Origin of the sequence: Saccharothrix sp. S26, from assembly GCF_021390395.1 — a bacterium.
Lineage (GTDB): Bacteria > Actinomycetota > Actinomycetes > Mycobacteriales > Pseudonocardiaceae > Actinosynnema.
On record NZ_JAJUWT010000008.1, the window covers coordinates 232,351 to 248,691 of the forward strand.

A 16,341-nucleotide genomic window follows, 5' to 3' on the forward strand; every position below is an offset into this window, starting at 1 on the left:
TCCTCCCGGTGATGACGACCTCTCGAGCGATACAGGCGGCGGTGAGCGGTATCAGGGAGTGGATCAGGTGGGGGATCAGGGAGACCCCTGATGGCAGGCTGCCCGATCGCAGGCACGCTGGAGGCGTCAACAACCACCTGCTGTTCGAGGAGAGTCGTGAGCGAGTTCAAGCCTGAATCAGCCCGTGCCGCCGTCGACGCCGTGATCCATGCCGTTCGCGGACTGGTCGGTGAAGGCGTCAACCGGCGCGTGGTCGTGCGTGACAGCAAGGAAGACGTCGTACTGGAAGTGCCGGTGGCCCTCGGATTGGTCGCGGCGCTGGCCGCTCCGGTGGTTACGGCGATCGGTACCGGCGTCGCGCTGATCGGCAACTGCGGAATCACGATCGAGAACCGCCAACAGCCGGGCAGCGCGCCGACTTCTTAGGCTGGAGTACCACCAGATTCGAGCTGCGGTCGCGGGTTCCGTCCGGAATAGCACCTCGGCGCCCAGGCCACCGCGAACGGAACGAGCACTTTCCCACGGCTGGAGACGTGGCGAAGCTCCTGATGGATGAGCCGGCCGCGCGTCGCCTCGGATCGGCAGCAGGTGGCGGCGCCTCGACCCCGGGCGCCAAGCCCTGCTGGTCCTGGCCCACTTGCGCTGCGGCGACACCTGTACCCGTCTCGTGGCCGGGTTCGGCATCGGCCCGGCCAACGTCTGCCGCTGCACCCACGAAGCCGCCCGGGTCCTTGCTGACCTCGCTCCGGATCGACCGCATCGCCGCCGATCGGCCGTACTACTCCGGAAAGCACAAGCGCCACGGCATCATCGATGCCCTCACCACAGCGGACATCCCGTGCTGGGCGGACAAGGCCGGCCGGGACGGGGGACTGCGTCGTACTGGGTCCGGGCGGTGCGGAGCACGGTGATTCCGGCGGCGGCTTCGGCGCACTTGGTGGCTCGTTCGAGGGCCTTGTCGACGTACCAGTTGGCGTGGTCGTAGGCGAAGGTCACCGCCCGCGGATCGCCTCGCCGGACGCCGTTGTCACAGAGCACGAAGGCCGGGGCGAGGAACTGCATGGACCCATGATGGCGCTGCGCGCGGGCATCGACGTGGGACTGCCCGAGACCTGCGGCTACGGCGAGCGCCCGGTCGAGCACGTGCGCGGCGGCGCGGGCGGGTCGGACGGCTCCAGCACCCTGATCCCGACCTGCGGCGGCAACGCCCGCAACGGCTTCAACATGTCCGGCGCGCTGCCCAACGCCCCGCTGTCGGGCCACTGGTTCTCGGCCCAGTTCCAGAAGCTCATGCGCAACGCCTACCCGGCGCTGTGACCACCGGCTGACCGGAACAACCACAACTGAATGAGCTCCACACGCCCCTAGGCGACGTCCCTTGTGGACGCCGCCTACGAGGCATTCCGTCTCCGTTGTCGAGGACTTCGAGCTCAGGCGAGGTCGAGCACGGCGTACCCGTGCCCGTCGACGTGCACGACGTCACCGGCGACCCGGTGCCCACGTGCCTCGACGGTGCGTGCCGCGGCGGCGCCGGGCACGGTGATCGACACGGCCGCGCGGCCGGGGTTGAGCACGACGGCGAGGCTGCCGCCGCGCACGTACGCGAACGGGTAACCGGTGGCGAGCACCTCCACGTCGGCGGCCGCGTCCAGCCGCGGGTCGTCGGTGCGCAGGTGCGCGAGGCGGCGCACCAGGTGCAGCAGCGAGCCCTCGTCGTCGAGCTGCGCGGCCACGGTGGGCCGGTCGGGGTCCGGGTCCTGCGGCAGGTACCGCGACTCCGCGACGTCCGGCCCGAACCGGCCCGCGGGCAGGTCACCCCATTGCATCGGGGTGCGCGAACCCGCCCGGTCGTAGGTCGGGCCGAGGCGCGAGCCCTCGAACGTCGGGGTGTCGGGCACGAACCGCATGCCGATCTCGTCGCCGTAGTAGATCGACGGCATCGACGGCCAGGTGAGCGTGAGGACGAGCGCGACGCGGGCCTGCTCGGCGTCGCGCGCACCGGCCACGAGGCGCGTGAAGTCGTGGTTCGACGTCGGCAGACCGGTGAGGCCGCCGCGCCCGGCGGCGGCGATGGCGCCGGTCGCCTCCTGCCAGGCCTTGACGAACGTGCCCGCGTCGCCCTTCGCCTCGGCGTCGGCCCAACTCTCGGCACCTCGCCCCAGGACGCCTGCACCGTGCCGGCGCCGTTGTTCCACAGCGAGCGCAGCGGCAGGCCGTCGTCGTCACCGCCGAACTGGAGGAAGAAGTCCGCGTGGAACCCGGAGGGCACGGACACGCGGGGGTCGCCCCACTCGCTGATCAGCACCCGGCCGGAGTAGGTGGCGTCTAGCCAGTCGCGGATCTCGCGCAGCCGGGGAGGTCGCCCGGAGCACGGCCTGCTCGCGGCTGCCGCGCGGATCGACCACCTGTCGAGCCGGCCCGGATGAGCCGGCCACAGCTCCTGTCGCAGCCGGTGCAGGACGCCTCCGGTTTCCGGTCTCGGACATGCCCTGCGACGGGCCGGGCGTGGGCGCGCGAGCCGACCTTCGGAGACGTCGGTGTTCGTAAATGTTGGAAACAGTGCGAAATTGACCGAATCTAGGGATCGGGTAGTTAGTTTGGGTGTCTTGACAGGCATAGCACCCGTAGTCAAAATCTATCCAGACCGCAAACGAACAGAAACAAACACGATCGCACATGCGCCGGTCGGCGTCCCGGAACAGGTTCCGGGACCTCCGCTGTGCGGTCGGACCTCTTCACCTCGCCAAGGAGCCGCGCGTTCGGCTCGTCCTTCCGGCTGCGTGCGCAGCACCGGCGGGACCGCCCGACGCGTGGTGACCGCGCGGGCCGTGCAGCGTTGCCGTGTCAGGTCCCGATTGGAGAAGTCATGGTCCCTGCTCGTTCAGTCAGATCGAAGGCGCGATGGCGTGTGGTGAAGCCACTTGTCGCGGTGTTGACGGCAGTCGGGCTCCACGTGTCCGCGTTGTCGCCCACCGCCGCCGCCCAGGACGCGCCGGTCACCTACGTGACGATCGCCAACCGGGCCACCGGGATGGTGGTGGACGGCATGGGCCGCACGACCGACGGTGCCGCCGCGGCGCAGTACTCCGCCTCGGGGTCGCCCACCCAGCAGTGGGTGATCGAGGAGTCCGGTTCCCACGTCCGGATCAGGAACCGGTCGACCGGGCTGTACCTCGACAGCGCCGGCCGGACGGCGAACGGCGCGGTGTGCGCCCAGTGGCAGGGTACGTCGTCGCCGAGCCAGCAGTGGGCGCGCGAGAACGTCGACGGGCACGTGAAGTTCCGCAACGTGGCCACCGGGTTGTACCTCGACGGTGCCGGGCGGACCGACGTCGGCGCGGACCTCAAGATGTACGGGGGCGGCAGTAGCGCCAACCAGCAGTGGTCGGTGGTGGGGCCGCCGGACCTCACCCCGCGCACCGTCGTGGTGGACGGCGACGACATCCGCGCTGACAACGTCAACGGCTTGACCTTCAAGGGTTTCGGCCTGCTGAGTGGCAACAGCTCGAGCGCACTGTTGATGGACTACAAGTCCGAGCAGCCCGCCAAGTACCTGGAGCTGCTCCAGGTGCTGTTCGGTGGGCAGAACCCGGTGCTCACCAACGTCAAGATCGAGATGGGCAACGACCGGAACAACTCGACTGGGCCGGACCCGTCGACGATGCGGTGGGAGACCGAGGAGGTCAACGTCGCGCGTCACCCGGGATTCCAGCTCGCGGCGGACGCGAAGAAGGTCAATCCGGCGCTGAAGGTGTCGATCCTGCGGTGGAACGCACCCGCGTGGGCGAACACCAACGACAAGGTCTACACCTGGTACAAGAACACGATCCTCGCCGCCTACCGCACGTACGGCTACATGGTCGACTACGTCAACCCGGGCGTGAACGAGCACACCGCGGACTTGAACTGGTCGAAGCGGTACGCCGAACTGGTGCGCACCGACAGCACGGGTTTCGCGAGCACGGCCGAGCGCGACCTGTACCGGCGGATCGGCGTGACCATCTCCGACGAGGTGGGCGTGGGCACCTTCGGCGACGAGATGGTCGCCGACGCCTCGCTGCGCGACGCCGTGGCCGTCGCCGCCTACCACTACAACACCGACGACACCAGCGCCGGCGACTTCAAGCGCTTGGCGGAGTCGTTCGACAAGGAGGTCTGGAACAGCGAGGCGCAGGCGACGTTCGGCAACTCCGCGTTCCGGCCGAACAACAACATGGCCGACCCGACCGTGGCGGGCACCGGGGTGGGCGGCAAGAACAGCGCCTTGGAGATGGGCAACACCGTCATCAAGGGCTTCGCCAACTCGCGGCGGACGAACTTCATCTACCAGCCCGCCGTCGGCGCGTTCTACGAGGGCGGCCAATACGGGTACAAGGAGTTGGTCAGTGCTCGTGACCCGTGGTCGGGGTGGTTGCACTACGACATGGCGATCGACGTCCTGCGCCACTTCAGCTGGTTCGCCAGGACGGGGTGGGAGAACCCGGGCAACACCGCCGGCATCTGGCGGGCCATCCCACAGGCCAGCTTCAGCGGAGCCGCCGGCACCAACCCGGTCAACGGGCGCAACGGGTCGCCCAGCTACCTCACCCTCGCCGCACCGGACAAGAAGAACTTCTCCACGGTGTTCATCAACGACAGCGAGTGGCCCCGGGTCTACCACCTCCGGGCGGTCGACATGGCCTACAAGGGCCGCCAGGTCCTGAAGCTGTGGGAGACGCGCGCCGCCGACGCGGGCCGGCGGTTCAACGCCAACTACCTGCGGCACGTGGGCAACGTCAACACCGGCCCGGACGGCACGTACACGATCACCGTGAAGCCCTACTCGATGGTGACCGCGACCACGCTGCCCAACATCCCCAGGCCCGCGTTCGGCACCCCGCTCCCCGTCGAGGGTGAGCGGACCGTGCTCGACACCGACAGCACCGGTTCGGGTCACAACACCGGGGACGACGTGCTGTACGCCGACGACTTCGACTACCGCGACAAGACCGTGCCGGTGATCGGCACGGGCGGCAAGGTCGTCGGCAGCCAGGACTTCATCGAATCCCGAGGTGGCTCGAAGAGCGCGATCCCGCTGTACACCAGTGACCGCAACGGGGCGTTCGAGGCCTACCTACCCGACGGATCGGACAACTACGTCCTGCGACAGCAGCTCGACCAGGTCGCGCAAGGCCTCGGCGGGGCCTGGAACCCGGGTGACCCTGTCACCCGGGTCGGTGACAACCGGTGGCTGGACTACCACGCGGGCGTGGACGTCTCGTTCGAGAACGACAGCACGCAGTCGGGCAAGAACTACGCGTCGATCGGTGTCCGCCAGCAGCACGGCGACAAGGCCGCGCCGTACAAGCTGAAGTTCTGGTTCGACGGTGGCTGGAGCGTCCTGGTCGAGGACCGCGTGGTGGCGAGTGGCAACGCCGCCACCGGCGAGGGTGGTGTCACGATCCCCGGGTTCGACACGGCGCACACCGCGTGGCACAACATCGCCCTGCGGGCCGTGGGGGACAAGGTGACCGCCTACCTCGACGGCACCGCCCTGCACACGCTGAGCGACGCGAAGCCGAAGCTGTCGGGGCGGGTGGAGCTGGGCAGTGGCTACTACTACACCCGCTTCGACAACCTCCGCGTCCAGACCGTGGGGACCAACCCGTCCAACTACGCCGAACTGCTGGACGACCTGGAGACCCACGACCTCGGCGAGACCCCGGCGGTCAAGCTGCGCTACGGCGGTGCGTGGTCACACCGCAACGGCACGAACATGTACGACATCCAGCGCACCCTCTCGACCAGCCAGGGCACCGGTTCGACCTTGACCTACACGTTCACCGGAACCGGACTCGACATCGTGGGCCAGAACAACGGGTCCGCCGTCCTCGAGGTGACGGTCGACGGGACCGTCGTCCAAGCCTCCGCGGCGACCGTCGCCTCGCCCCAGTTCCACCAGACCTACGCCCTGCGAGGTCTGGTGAACGGCGAACACACCGTTCAGGTGAAGGTGTTGAGCGGCACCCTCGTCGTCGACGCGGTCGGCGTGGTCGCGGCACGCTCCAGTTGACCACTGCTCGGTCTCGCCCGCTCCCTCCGGCGGGCGAGACCGAGCAGGCACTACGGTGGCACTGGGCTGGTTCCTCGCGCGTCGCGAGGTCGCGCTGTGCGGCGGAGAGGGCCGCTCGGCCGTCCGAGTGCCACTGCGGGTGAGAGGGCTGCCCGTCCGCGGTGACCTGCTCCTGCCGAGGTCGGCGTTTTGCCTTGAGCGCGTCAACGGCCCAAGATGGGCCGGTGGCGCGATCTTCCCCCGGAGGGCCAGCACGTCGGCAGTCGGCGAGTCCGCCGAGCATCCGCGATGTGGCGGCTGCGGCCGGGGTGTCGTACCAGACCGTGTCGCGGGTGCTCAACGACTCGCCGCGGGTCCGTCCGGACACCCGGCGGCAGGTGCTGGAAGCCATCGACAGGCTGGGGTACCGGCCGAACCGGGCGGCTCGCGCGCTCGGCCTCGGGCGTGCGCGCGGGGTGACGGTCGTGACGGCGGATACGACGTTGTACGGGTACGCGTCCACGTTGCGCGGGGTCGAAGAGGCCGCTCGACCTCTGGAGTTGTCGGTGGGCATCCGGGTGGTCGAGTCCGCGCGGCCCGAGGACGTGCGACAGGCGGTCGAGTACGTCAGCGACCCCAGTGCGGGTCGGGTGGTCGTGATCGCGTTCGACGCGGCCGGTGCGGCGGTGCTGCGCGCGCTGCCGGACGACGTGCCCGCGGTCGCCGCCGCGGAGGCGGGCGGCCTGCCCGGCGTCTCCCGCGAGACGATCTTCCTGGACGAACGCCAGGCCGCTGTCGACGCCACGCGTCACTTGCTGGAACTGGGGCACCGCACGGTCCATCACGTCGCGATCCCCTCCGAGACGGGGACCAGCGCGCGTCAGGCGGGCTGGCGCGATGCCCTGGCGCAGGCGGGCGCACCGGTGCCGGACGTCCTGGCGGCGGGTTGGGAACCGCGCTCGGCCTATCAGGCGGGCCGCGCCCTGGCGGCGGATCCGCTGGTGACGGCCGTGCTGTGCGGCAACGACACGACGGCGATCGCGGTGCGCCGGGCGTTGTACGACGCGGGGCGCGACGTCCCGGGTGACGTCAGCGTCGTGGGCTTCGACGACGTGCCGGGCGCGGAGTTCTGGACACCCGCGCTCACCACCGTGCGCATGGACTTCGCCGCCCTCGGACGCGCGTGCCTGGCAGCCCTGGTGTCCGACGACTCGGCCGGTCGGGTGCCGCTCGACCCACCGTGCCTGGTGGTGCGCGAGTCGACCGCGCCCCCACCCGTCCGCGTGCACAGGTAACAACAGGGTAACGAACCCTTCTCTTCAGCGGGTGTTAACGCTCACACTTCTGCCGACCGTTGATGTGACCGGTCACATCACAGTGGTTCGAACCTCGACGTGGAGGTCATGGCAGACATGGAATCGAAGACAGCCGGCCGCGGCAGAGCCTTGTCCACAGTGCTGGCGGTGACCGCGGCGATGGTCACCGCGGTGCCGACGCAGGCCGCCGCCGCGCCGTCGCAGCTGGTGGTCGACCTGGCCGCGAACACCGGGGCTCTGCGGTACGGCGCGACCGGGTTCCTGTACGGGCTCGGCGACGAGGGGATCCCGAACCAGACGATGCTCGCCGCGCTGCGCCCCCAGGTCGCGGCGCAGAAGGCGCCCGACGGCCTTCAGCACCCCAACGGGGACGCGCTGAAGATCGCGCCGATGTTCAAGCGCGCCGGTGGCCGCGAGATCCAGATCTACATGCAGGACATCTACCAGAGCTGGCCGTACGAGAACCTCGGTATCGCCGACTACCTGTCCAAAGTGGACGCGATGGTCCGGAAGGTGGTCGCCGACCCGCACCGCTCGTCCTACGTGTACGTGCCGTTCAACGAACCGGACTGGATCTGGTACGGCAACGATTTGCGTGGCCGGTTCCTGGCCGACTGGAAGACCGTCTTCCAGCGCATCCGGTCGATCGATCCCGGTGCGCGGATCGCGGGACCCAACTTCGCCTCCTACCGGTCGGCCGACCTGCGCGCGTTCCTGACCTTCGCCCGGGACAACGGTGTGCTGCCGGACGTGATGGCGTGGCACGAGCTGGACGACAGCTTCTACACGAGCTGGCAGGACCACTTCGACGACTACCGGGGCATCGAGCGGAGCCTGGGGATCAGCCCCCGGCAGATCTCGATCAACGAGTACGGGCGGTCGTCGGGCGACCTCGGGGTGCCCGGCAACCTCGTGCAGTTCGTGGCCAAGTTCGAGGCGAGCAAGGTGGACGGCTGCCTGGCGTACTGGACCACCGCGGGCGGGTTGAACGACCTGGTCACCCGCAACAACCAGGCGACCGGCGCGTGGTGGCTCTACAAGTGGTACGGCGAGCTGACCGGCCACACCGTGGCGGTGACGCCCCCGTCGCAGAGCGGGTCGTTGCAGGGCGTCGCGGCGCTGGACGCGGCCAAGCAGCAGGCGCGCGTGGTGTTCGGGGGCAACAACCCGGCGTCGGGCACCTATGACACGAACGTCGTCGTGCGGGGCCTGGGAGCGGCGCCCTACCTGGGTTCCACCGTGCACGCCACGGTGTGGGGAGTGGACGCCTCGGGCCTCAACCCGTCGACCGGGCCGTACGTGGTGGCGGAGGGTGACTTCGCGAGCGGCGGCGGGCAGGTCACGATCCCGTTGACCGGGTTGAAGGGCACCTCGGCGTACCACGTGATCGTCACCCCGAACAAGGACCTCACCGCGACCGGGCCGTCCTCCCGGTACCAGGCGGAGTACGCGCGCCTCGACGGTTCGGCCCGGATCACCCACGGCGGCAACACCGGGTACTCGGGCACCTACTTCGTCGAGGGCTACGGCGCCAGCACGTCCGCGAGCACGAAGTTCGTCGTGACCGTGCCCTCCGACGGCTACTACAACCTCGGTCTGCGCTACTCGGCCGGCCCGTACAGCGGTGCTCCGGCGAACCGGTCGGTCCGCCTGCGGCTCAACGGCGCCGACCTCACCGACCGGACACTGCCCGGCACCCCGGACTGGAACACCTGGAACACCGCCACCACCAAGGTGTTCCTGCCCGCCGGGATCAACCAGGTCGAGGTGAACGCCTACGCGGGTGACGACCGCGACGCGGTCAACCTCGACTACCTGGACGTCACGCCGGCCACCGGCACGGTGACGACCTACGAGGCCGAGGCCGCGGGCAACGCGCTGGGCGGCACGGCGGTGCGGGTGGACGACGCGGCGGCCTCCGGTGGCCGGTACGTCGGCTGGGTCGGCGCGGGCGCGGCGAACACCCTGGGCTTCACCAACGTGACGGTCCCGGCCGCCGGGCGCTACCGGATGGTGGTCGCCTACGCCAACGCCGAAGTCGTGGGTGACCACGCCTACAACAACAACATCGTGGACCGGGGCGCGGACATCCGCGTCAACGGGGGCGCGTCGAAGCGGGTGTACTTCCGCAACACGTTCGGCTGGTCGAACTACCACACCACGGTCGTCGACGTGGACCTCGCGGCCGGGGCCAACACGATCACCTTCGGCAACGCGTCGAGCGGCTACGCCCCGAACATCGACCTGATCCGGATCGCGGCACCGCTCGGTTAGCAATTCCCCCTTCCCCACACGCACGACAGGAGCAGCGGTGACTTCGTTGGAAACCGGCACGGGCCTGGTCTGGGGCCATTCGGCACTGGAACTGGTGTTGGACGTCTCCCCGGGCGGTCCGGTGGCGGTGCGGGCCTTGTCCGGCCGGGGCGCGCGGCACCCGGGTGGCGCGGGCCAGCCGTTGGTGGAGTTGCTGGTGGCCGGCGAAGGTCGGGCGCGCGCGTCGCACCGGTTCTCGGACACCTCGCTCGGCCGGCGGTTGACCCACATCGGCCACGAGCGCGGTCGGTTCGGGACGTGGCACGAGCTGCGGGTCGACCAGCGCGACGAGCGCACCGGGCTGACCGCGGAGACCACCTTCCGGTCGGCCGACGGCGTCGCCGCGTGCCAGATCACCACAAGGGTGACCAACGGCGGCACGGATCCGGTGTTGCTGCTCGGCGTGACCTCCTTCGCCGCGGGCTTCGGCGGCCACCCGGTCGACGCCCTCGACCTGGTGGCCGCCGACAGCGAGTGGCTCGGCGAGGGCCGGTGGACCCGGCGCCCGCTGCGCGACCGCGTGCCCGACCTCAACCTGCGCTCGCACGGCCAGCACGGTCGCGGCCGGGTCGCGGTCGTCAGCGGCGGCGCCTGGTCCACCGGCACCCACCTGCCGACCGGTGGGCTGGTCGACCGCGTCGGCGGGCACACCTGGCTGTGGCAGGTGGAGCACAACGGTCCGTGGCGGTGGGAGGTGGGCGAACGGCTCGACGGTGCGTACGTGGCCCTGCTGGGCCCGACCGACGGCGACCACCAGTGGCGGCGCCTGCTGGGGCCGGGGGAGAGCTTCACCACCGTGCCGGTGTCGGTGGCGGTGTCCCACGACGGCCTGGAGGGCGCCGCGGCGGAGCTGACCCGGCACCGGCGCGCCTTGGTGCGCCCCCACCGCGACCGCTCGTCCCTGCCTGTGGTGTTCAACGACTACATGAACACCCTGATGGGCGACCCGACCACGGCCCGGCTGCTGCCGCTGGTGGACGCCGCCGCGGCCGTCGGCGCGGAGGTGTTCTGCATCGACGCCGGCTGGTACGACGACGGCACGAGCTGGTGGGACAGCGTGGGGGAGTGGCAGCCGTCGCAGACCCGGTTCCCGCGCGGGATCGAGGAGGTGCTCACCCGCATCCGCGAGCACGGCATGGTGCCCGGGCTGTGGCTGGAGCCCGAGGTCGTCGGGGTCCGCAGCCCGATGGCCGACAAACTGCCGGAGGAAGCGTTCCTGCGGCGCGGCGGGGTGCGGGTGGTCGAGCACGACCGCTACCACCTGGACTTGCGCCACCCGGCGGCGGTCGCGCACCTGGACGAGGTGGTCGACCGGCTGGTCGAGCAGCTCGGCATCGGCTACTTCAAGCTGGACTACAACATCGACCCGGGCGTGGGCACCGATGTCGACGCCGACAGCGCGGGTGACGGCCTGCTCGGCCACAACCGCGCCCACCAGACGTGGCTGGACCGGCTGCTGGACCGCCACCCGGACCTGGTGCTGGAGAACTGCGCGTCGGGGGCGATGCGGATGGACTACGCGCTGTTGTCCCGGATGCAGTTGCAGTCCACCAGCGACCAGCAGGACCCACTGCGCTACCCGCCGATCGCGGTGGCGGCCCCGATGTCGGTGCTGCCGGAGCAGTCGGCGAGCTGGGCCTACCCGCAGCCCGACATGTCCGCCGAGCAGGTCGCGTTCACGCTGGTCACCGGGATGCTCGGGCGGCTCTACCTGTCCGGGCACCTGGACCACATGGACGCCGGGCAGCTCGACGCGGTGCGCGACGCCGTGCAGGTCCACCGCGAGATCCGCGCCGACCTGGCCGAGTCGGTGCCGGTGTGGCCGCTGGGCCTGCCCGGCTGGGACGACCCGTGGCTCAGCCTCGGCCTGCGCACGGGCGAGGTCACCCACCTCGCGGTGTGGCGTCGCGCCGCCACGGCGACACCGATCACGCTCGACCTCTCCCACCTGCGAGACCGGCAGGTCGACATCGAGGTGCTGCACCCCCGGCGGCTGCCCGCTTGGACCTGCGCGTGGTCCGCCGACACCGGGTCGCTGACCGTGACCCCGACCGACCCGGAACCCGCCGCGGCACGGCTGTTCCGCATCACCGCCACCGATCTACTCTCCTAGAGGACCGACCACCATGAACAAGCGATTTGGCCTCGGCGTCGTCGCGGCTCTCGCGCTCGCGTTGAGCGCGTGCAGCGACCCCGGTGCCGACGTCTCCGCCGACGCCCCCGTCACCTGGGCCGACCCCACCGCGAAGCTCGACGGCGTCAAGCTGACGATCTGGGCCGCGCAGAACAGCAACACCGTGCCCGAGTCGGTCGTCGCGGGCTTCGAGCAGGCGACCGGCGCGTCGGTCGAGGTCGTCACCATCCCCGACCCGTACGAGCAGGGCGTGCAGACCAAGGTCGCCACCGGCGACAAGCCGGACCTCGCGTTCTGGCAGCCGACCGCGTCCATGCTCACCGCCATCAACGCCAAGACCAACCTCCAACCCCTCAACGGCGCACCGTGGCTGCCCCAGCTCGCGCCCGCGGTGCGCGACATCACCGGCATCCTCGACCACACCCGCTACGCCGCGCTCGTGACCAGCCCGGCTGTCGAAGGCGTCTACTACAACAAGGAAGTCTTCGCCGCCAACGACATCACCTCGACGCCGAAGAACTTCGACGAGATGATCGCCGTCGCGCGCACGCTCAAGGCCAAGGGCGTCACCCCGTTCCACGAAATGGCCGCCGACCGCTGGGCCACGCAGTGGTGGGTGCAGGTCCAGCTCGCCGACGCGGCGAAGGACGGCCTCTGGGAGAAGATCAACACCGGCGGCGAGACGTTCTCCGGCAAGCCGGTGCTCGACGCGATCACGAAGTACAAGTCCCTCATCGACGAGGGTCTGTTCAACGCCGACATCAAGACCGCGAAGTTCACCGACCAGGGCGATGCGCTGCTCGACGGCAAGGCCGCCATGGTGGTGCAGGTCAACTCGTTCTTCGGCCAGCTCCAGGCCAAGGCCGACACCGCGACGCTGGACCGGAGGATCGGCTTCTTCCCGATCTCGCCATCGGGCAACGTCGGGACGTTCATCCCCGACCAGTCCAACGCCCTGGTCGCCTTCAAGACCGGTGACGCGAAGAGGCAGAGCGCGGCACTGCAACTGCTGTCCTACTGGATGGGTCCCGGCTACGAGAAGTTCGTGCAGGACCGCAAGACCGTCTCCCTCCAGCCCGCCGTGCCGAACCCGCCCGGAGTGCCGCAGGCCCTGCTCGACGTGCACGCCGCACTGCCCACGGCCGTCGGCTCCATGCAGGCCCTGGCCGTCGCCAACCCCGACCTCTACCTCAACCTCGCCGACATGATCACCGGCGACATGACCCCCGAACAGGTGGCCGAGGCGACCCAGAACCAGTTCGAACAACTCGCCAAGGCCGCCGGCGTCCCCGGCTTCTGACCGGACGCGTGCCGGGCGCGGCGACGCGCCCGGCACGCACCACTTCTCCAAGGAGCACCACCGCGATGCCCACGGCCCAGCAGACACCGACGCCGGTCCGCCCCGGCCCGCCGACGCCCACACCGAGGCACCGGCCCACGCGTCACCCCGGCACGACGCACCGGCGCACGCACCCGATGTGGTTCATCGCGCCGGCGCTCGCGGTCCTCGTCGTGTTCTTCTTCGTGCCGACCCTGTTCAACTTCGTCTACGCGTTCACCGACTGGTCCAGCTTCAAGACGAGCATCAACGCCGTCGGCATCGACAACTTCACCGACCTGGCCGCCGACGGCACCCTGTTCAGCGCACTGCGCATCACCGTCGTGTACGCGGTGCTGGTGGCCGTGTTCCAGAACGCGTTCGGGTTCGTGCTGGCCGTCCTGCTCGAGCGCGACACCCGCCTCAACCGGGTCGTCCGGGTGTTCTTCCTGATCCCGGTGCTGATGTCCGCGCTGGCCGTGGGCTACGTGTTCCAGGCGCTGCTCAAACCGGACGGCAGCCTCAACCAGCTCGTCGAAGCGGTCGTGCGCCACCCGTTCGAGTACGCCTGGCTGGGCGACACGACGTGGACGATCGTCGTGGTCGCCGTGATCCACGCCTGGAAGTGGATGGGCCTGTCCATGCTCATCTACCTGGCCGGGCTCAAGACGATCCCCGAGGACCTGCTCGAGGCGGCCCACATCGACGGCGCGTCCCGGTGGCGGACGTTCTGGGCGATCAAATCACCCCTGCTGGCCCCCGCGGTGACGTTCAACGTCGCCACCGCCCTGTTGGGTTCGATGAACGGCTTCGACATCGTGCAGGCCACGACCGGCGGCGGACCGGCCCGCACCACCGAGATCCTCAACATCTTCATCTACCGGACCTTCGGCCAGGGCCTGTTCGCGCAGGCCACCACCATGAGCCTGGTGCTGTTCCTGCTCGTCGCGCTCATGGCGTTCCCGGTCATCCGCTTCCTGCGCAAGCGCGAGGAGATCCTGTGACGACTTCGGCACCACGCCACTCCGCGCCCCGGCTCAGCGACGCGCGCGTGTGGACCCGACTCCAGCCGATCGCGGCGGTGCTGCTCGGCGCGACCGTCATCGGCATACCCCTGTGGCTCGTCGTGGTCACGGCGGGCAAGTCGCAGGGCGAAGCACTCTCACCGAACCTCGCACTGCCCTCGGAGTGGCACCTGTGGGAGAACTTCGCCACCGTGTGGACCGACGGCGAGATCCCGGCGGCCTTCTTCGGCAGCCTGCTCGTCGTCGTGCCCACCGTCGCCGGAGTCCTCACCGTGGGGTCGCTCGCCTCCTGGGTGCTGGCCCGCCGCGCCACCCGGCTGACGGCGGTGCTCTACGCCCTGGCCATCAGCGGGATCGTGCTGCCCCCCGCCGTGGTCACCGTCGTCCTCCTGCTGCGCTACCTCGGCCTCGCCGGCACGGCCGTGGGCATGATCGGCGTCTACATGGGCATCTACCTGTCCACGGTGATCTTCTTCGTGACCGGTTTCGTCCGCACGATCCCGGTGTCGCTGGAGGAAGCCGCCCAGATCGACGGCGCCGGCCCGTTCACCGTGTTCCGCCGCGTGGTGCTGCCCCTGCTGCGCCCGGTCCTGGCCACCGCCACCATCCTCATCTGCCTCTACGTCTGGAACGACGTCTTCTACGCGTTCTTCGTCGTCGGTGGCCGACTCGACACCCTGCCGCTCAACCTGTTCCGCGTCGCCAGCGCCGGGCTCTACCTCGACAACTGGCACCTCATCTTCGCCTACGTGATCCTGATGAGCCTGCCGCTGGTCATCGTGTTCGTGGTGGCCCAACGGAAGATCATCTCCGGCATCACCAGCGGCGCCGTGAAATAGCCGCCGAGCCGGGGTCGACTGATGCCGATCGCCGAGGGGGGTCGTCAGGCCCATGGTGGTTCGCGATGTCGGAGACCGTGCGCAACGCCCCGGCAGCGGCCAAGTGGCCGGAGCGCGGACAGCGTGCCGGACGGGCTCGAAGGCGGCGAGCCGAGGGTGTGATTCGGCGGTCGCGTACGGTGACTGGCATGGCACGTCCTACTGTCGTCGAGGCGTCCGGAGCCGGCGCTCAGGTCTGGCCTCGCCTTTCCGCGTCGTCACGCGCGGCACTGCGACTGCTGTTGACGCGAGGCGGGCTGCCGCGGGCCGAGATGGCCCGCATGCTCGGGCTGTCGCGAACCAGCCTGACCAGGGTCACCAGGGAACTGCTCGGGGTCGGGCTGGTGCGGGAGGGTGTGGTCGAGTTGCGGGCCACGACGGGGCGCCCTTCGGAGGTCCTGGAGCCGGTGGTGTCCGCGCACCACTTCCTGGGGGTCAAGCTGACCGGTGACGCGCTGTACTCGGTGGTGACGGACCTGTCCGCGACGGTGCAGGGGCATTCGAGCGCGGCGCTCGTGGCGCACGACGTCGTCCATGTGGTCGCGCAGATCGCGGATCACGTGAAAGAGGTCCGGGGCCGGTTTCCGCGGTTGACGTCGGTCGGGATCAGCCTCGCGGGTGTGGTGACCGGCCCGCCGGGTGGGGAGGTGGTCCACCGGTCCCCGTTCCTCGGGTGGACGGGTGACGTGCCGCTGGCGCAGCTGGTCGCGCGGGCGACGGGTTGTCCGGTGGTGGTCGAGAACGACGTGAGCGCGTTGACGGCGCTGGAGGCGTGGAGCCGGGTCGGTGCCGGGGTGTCGTCGATGGCCCTGGTCACGATCGGCACGGGCTTGGGTTTCGGCTTCGTCGTGGACGGGCGGGTGGTGCGCGGCGCCCACGGTGCCGCCGGGCGGCTGGACCACGTGGTCGTGGTCCCGGACGGGCCGGTCTGCGAGCACGGTCATCAAGGGTGCGCGAGCGCGCTGCTCAACAACGGCGCGGTGGTGCGCAACGCCGGCTCGACGTCCGGTGACTACGCGGCGGTCATCGAGGCGGCACGCGCCGGTGACGGTCCGGAGCGCCGGGCGGTCGAGGCCGCCGGCGTGGCGTTGGGGCGGCTGATCGGGCTCATCCAGAACACGGTAGACCCGGAGAAGGTCGTGCTGACCGGTGACGGTCTGGACACCTACCGGGTCGCGGCCGACGTGGTGCACGCCGAGGTCGAGCGGATCGCCGAGGGTGGGCCGGGTACCGCCGTGCTGGACGTGCAGGCGTTCGACTTCTCGGAGTGGGCGCGCGCGGCGGCGGGGACCGCGATCTTCTCGCTGCTGACCTGAACCAACTCTT

At 70.1% G+C, this 16,341-nt stretch carries 12 protein-coding genes and 1 pseudogene; 11 read left to right on the forward strand and 2 right to left on the reverse strand.

Annotated features, from left to right (window positions below; all coding sequences use genetic code 11):
• Positions 1–156: 156 nt before the first annotated feature.
• Complete coding sequence (locus tag LZG04_RS15250; protein ID WP_233817386.1) at positions 157–426, forward strand: DUF4342 domain-containing protein; 270 nt, start codon at positions 157–159, stop codon at positions 424–426.
• Between the two features lie 154 nt (positions 427–580).
• Positions 581–872: pseudogene (locus LZG04_RS15255) on the forward strand (transposase family protein); the annotation flags it as partial.
• Here LZG04_RS15255 and LZG04_RS15260 read toward each other — a convergent pair.
• Positions 820–1,062 (reverse strand): hypothetical protein, encoded by a 243-nt coding sequence (locus LZG04_RS15260; protein ID WP_233817388.1) that lies wholly within the window; start codon positions 1,060–1,062, stop codon positions 820–822. The pseudogene LZG04_RS15255 and the gene LZG04_RS15260 overlap by 53 nt on opposite strands.
• Before the next feature lie 9 nt (positions 1,063–1,071).
• Here LZG04_RS15260 and LZG04_RS15265 point away from each other — a divergent pair, with 9 nt between their 5' ends.
• Positions 1,072–1,317 carry a hypothetical protein gene (locus LZG04_RS15265; RefSeq protein ID WP_233817390.1) on the forward strand — a complete coding sequence of 82 codons (246 nt, stop codon included), beginning with the start codon at positions 1,072–1,074 and terminating at the stop codon, positions 1,315–1,317.
• 113 nt (positions 1,318–1,430) lie between these two features.
• Here the strand turns inward: LZG04_RS15265 and LZG04_RS15270 are convergent, their stop codons facing one another.
• Positions 1,431–2,195, reverse strand: coding sequence for an alpha-amylase family glycosyl hydrolase (locus tag LZG04_RS15270; protein ID WP_233817392.1), 765 nt, complete (start codon positions 2,193–2,195; stop codon positions 1,431–1,433).
• 734 nt (positions 2,196–2,929) lie between these two features.
• On the opposite strand from LZG04_RS15270, the gene LZG04_RS15275 reads away from it, so the two are divergent.
• The 8 genes from LZG04_RS15275 to LZG04_RS15310 all read left to right on the forward strand — a co-directional run bounded on the left by LZG04_RS15275 (position 2,930) and on the right by LZG04_RS15310 (position 16,331).
• A complete protein-coding gene (locus LZG04_RS15275) occupies positions 2,930–6,052 on the forward strand; it encodes an RICIN domain-containing protein (RefSeq protein ID WP_233817395.1) in 3,123 nt (1,040 codons plus the stop codon).
• A 290-nt stretch (positions 6,053–6,342) separates the two neighbouring features.
• Entirely contained in the window at positions 6,343–7,326 is a 984-nt protein-coding gene (locus tag LZG04_RS15280) for a LacI family DNA-binding transcriptional regulator (protein ID WP_233817397.1), read from the forward strand.
• 168 nt (positions 7,327–7,494) lie between these two features.
• On the forward strand, positions 7,495–9,621 hold the full coding sequence (locus tag LZG04_RS15285) for a carbohydrate-binding protein (protein WP_233817399.1): 2,127 nt from the start codon (positions 7,495–7,497) through the stop codon (positions 9,619–9,621).
• A 37-nt stretch (positions 9,622–9,658) separates the two neighbouring features.
• The gene (locus LZG04_RS15290) at positions 9,659–11,773 is read left to right on the forward strand and encodes a glycoside hydrolase family 36 protein (protein WP_233817401.1); all 2,115 of its coding nucleotides are present in this window, start codon (positions 9,659–9,661) and stop codon (positions 11,771–11,773) included.
• A 13-nt stretch (positions 11,774–11,786) separates the two neighbouring features.
• Positions 11,787–13,094 (forward strand): ABC transporter substrate-binding protein, encoded by a 1,308-nt coding sequence (locus tag LZG04_RS15295; RefSeq protein WP_233817403.1) that lies wholly within the window; start codon positions 11,787–11,789, stop codon positions 13,092–13,094.
• 65 nt (positions 13,095–13,159) lie between these two features.
• Positions 13,160–14,116, forward strand: coding sequence for a carbohydrate ABC transporter permease (locus tag LZG04_RS15300; RefSeq protein WP_233817405.1), 957 nt, complete (start codon positions 13,160–13,162; stop codon positions 14,114–14,116).
• Positions 14,113–14,976 carry a carbohydrate ABC transporter permease gene (locus tag LZG04_RS15305; protein ID WP_233817407.1) on the forward strand — a complete coding sequence of 288 codons (864 nt, stop codon included), beginning with the start codon at positions 14,113–14,115 and terminating at the stop codon, positions 14,974–14,976. Before LZG04_RS15300 ends, LZG04_RS15305 begins: the two co-directional genes overlap by 4 nt.
• A 188-nt stretch (positions 14,977–15,164) precedes the next feature.
• Positions 15,165–16,331: an ROK family protein gene (locus LZG04_RS15310; RefSeq protein WP_233817409.1), complete on the forward strand. Its 1,167-nt coding sequence runs from the start codon at positions 15,165–15,167 to the stop codon at positions 16,329–16,331.
• Positions 16,332–16,341: the final 10 nt, after the last annotated feature.

What these genes read in the sequence shown, in the direction of transcription:
- LZG04_RS15260 (WP_233817388.1), bottom strand. Translation starts at nt 1,062, where the DNA reads ATGCAGTTCCTCGCCCCGGCCTTCGTGCTCTGTGACAACGGCGTCCGG.
- LZG04_RS15310 (WP_233817409.1), top strand. Translation starts at nt 15,165, where the DNA reads ATGGCACGTCCTACTGTCGTCGAGGCGTCCGGAGCCGGCGCTCAGGTC.
- LZG04_RS15265 (WP_233817390.1), top strand. Translation starts at nt 1,072, where the DNA reads ATGGCGCTGCGCGCGGGCATCGACGTGGGACTGCCCGAGACCTGCGGC.
- LZG04_RS15300 (WP_233817405.1), top strand. Translation starts at nt 13,160, where the DNA reads ATGCCCACGGCCCAGCAGACACCGACGCCGGTCCGCCCCGGCCCGCCG.
- LZG04_RS15295 (WP_233817403.1), top strand. Translation starts at nt 11,787, where the DNA reads ATGAACAAGCGATTTGGCCTCGGCGTCGTCGCGGCTCTCGCGCTCGCG.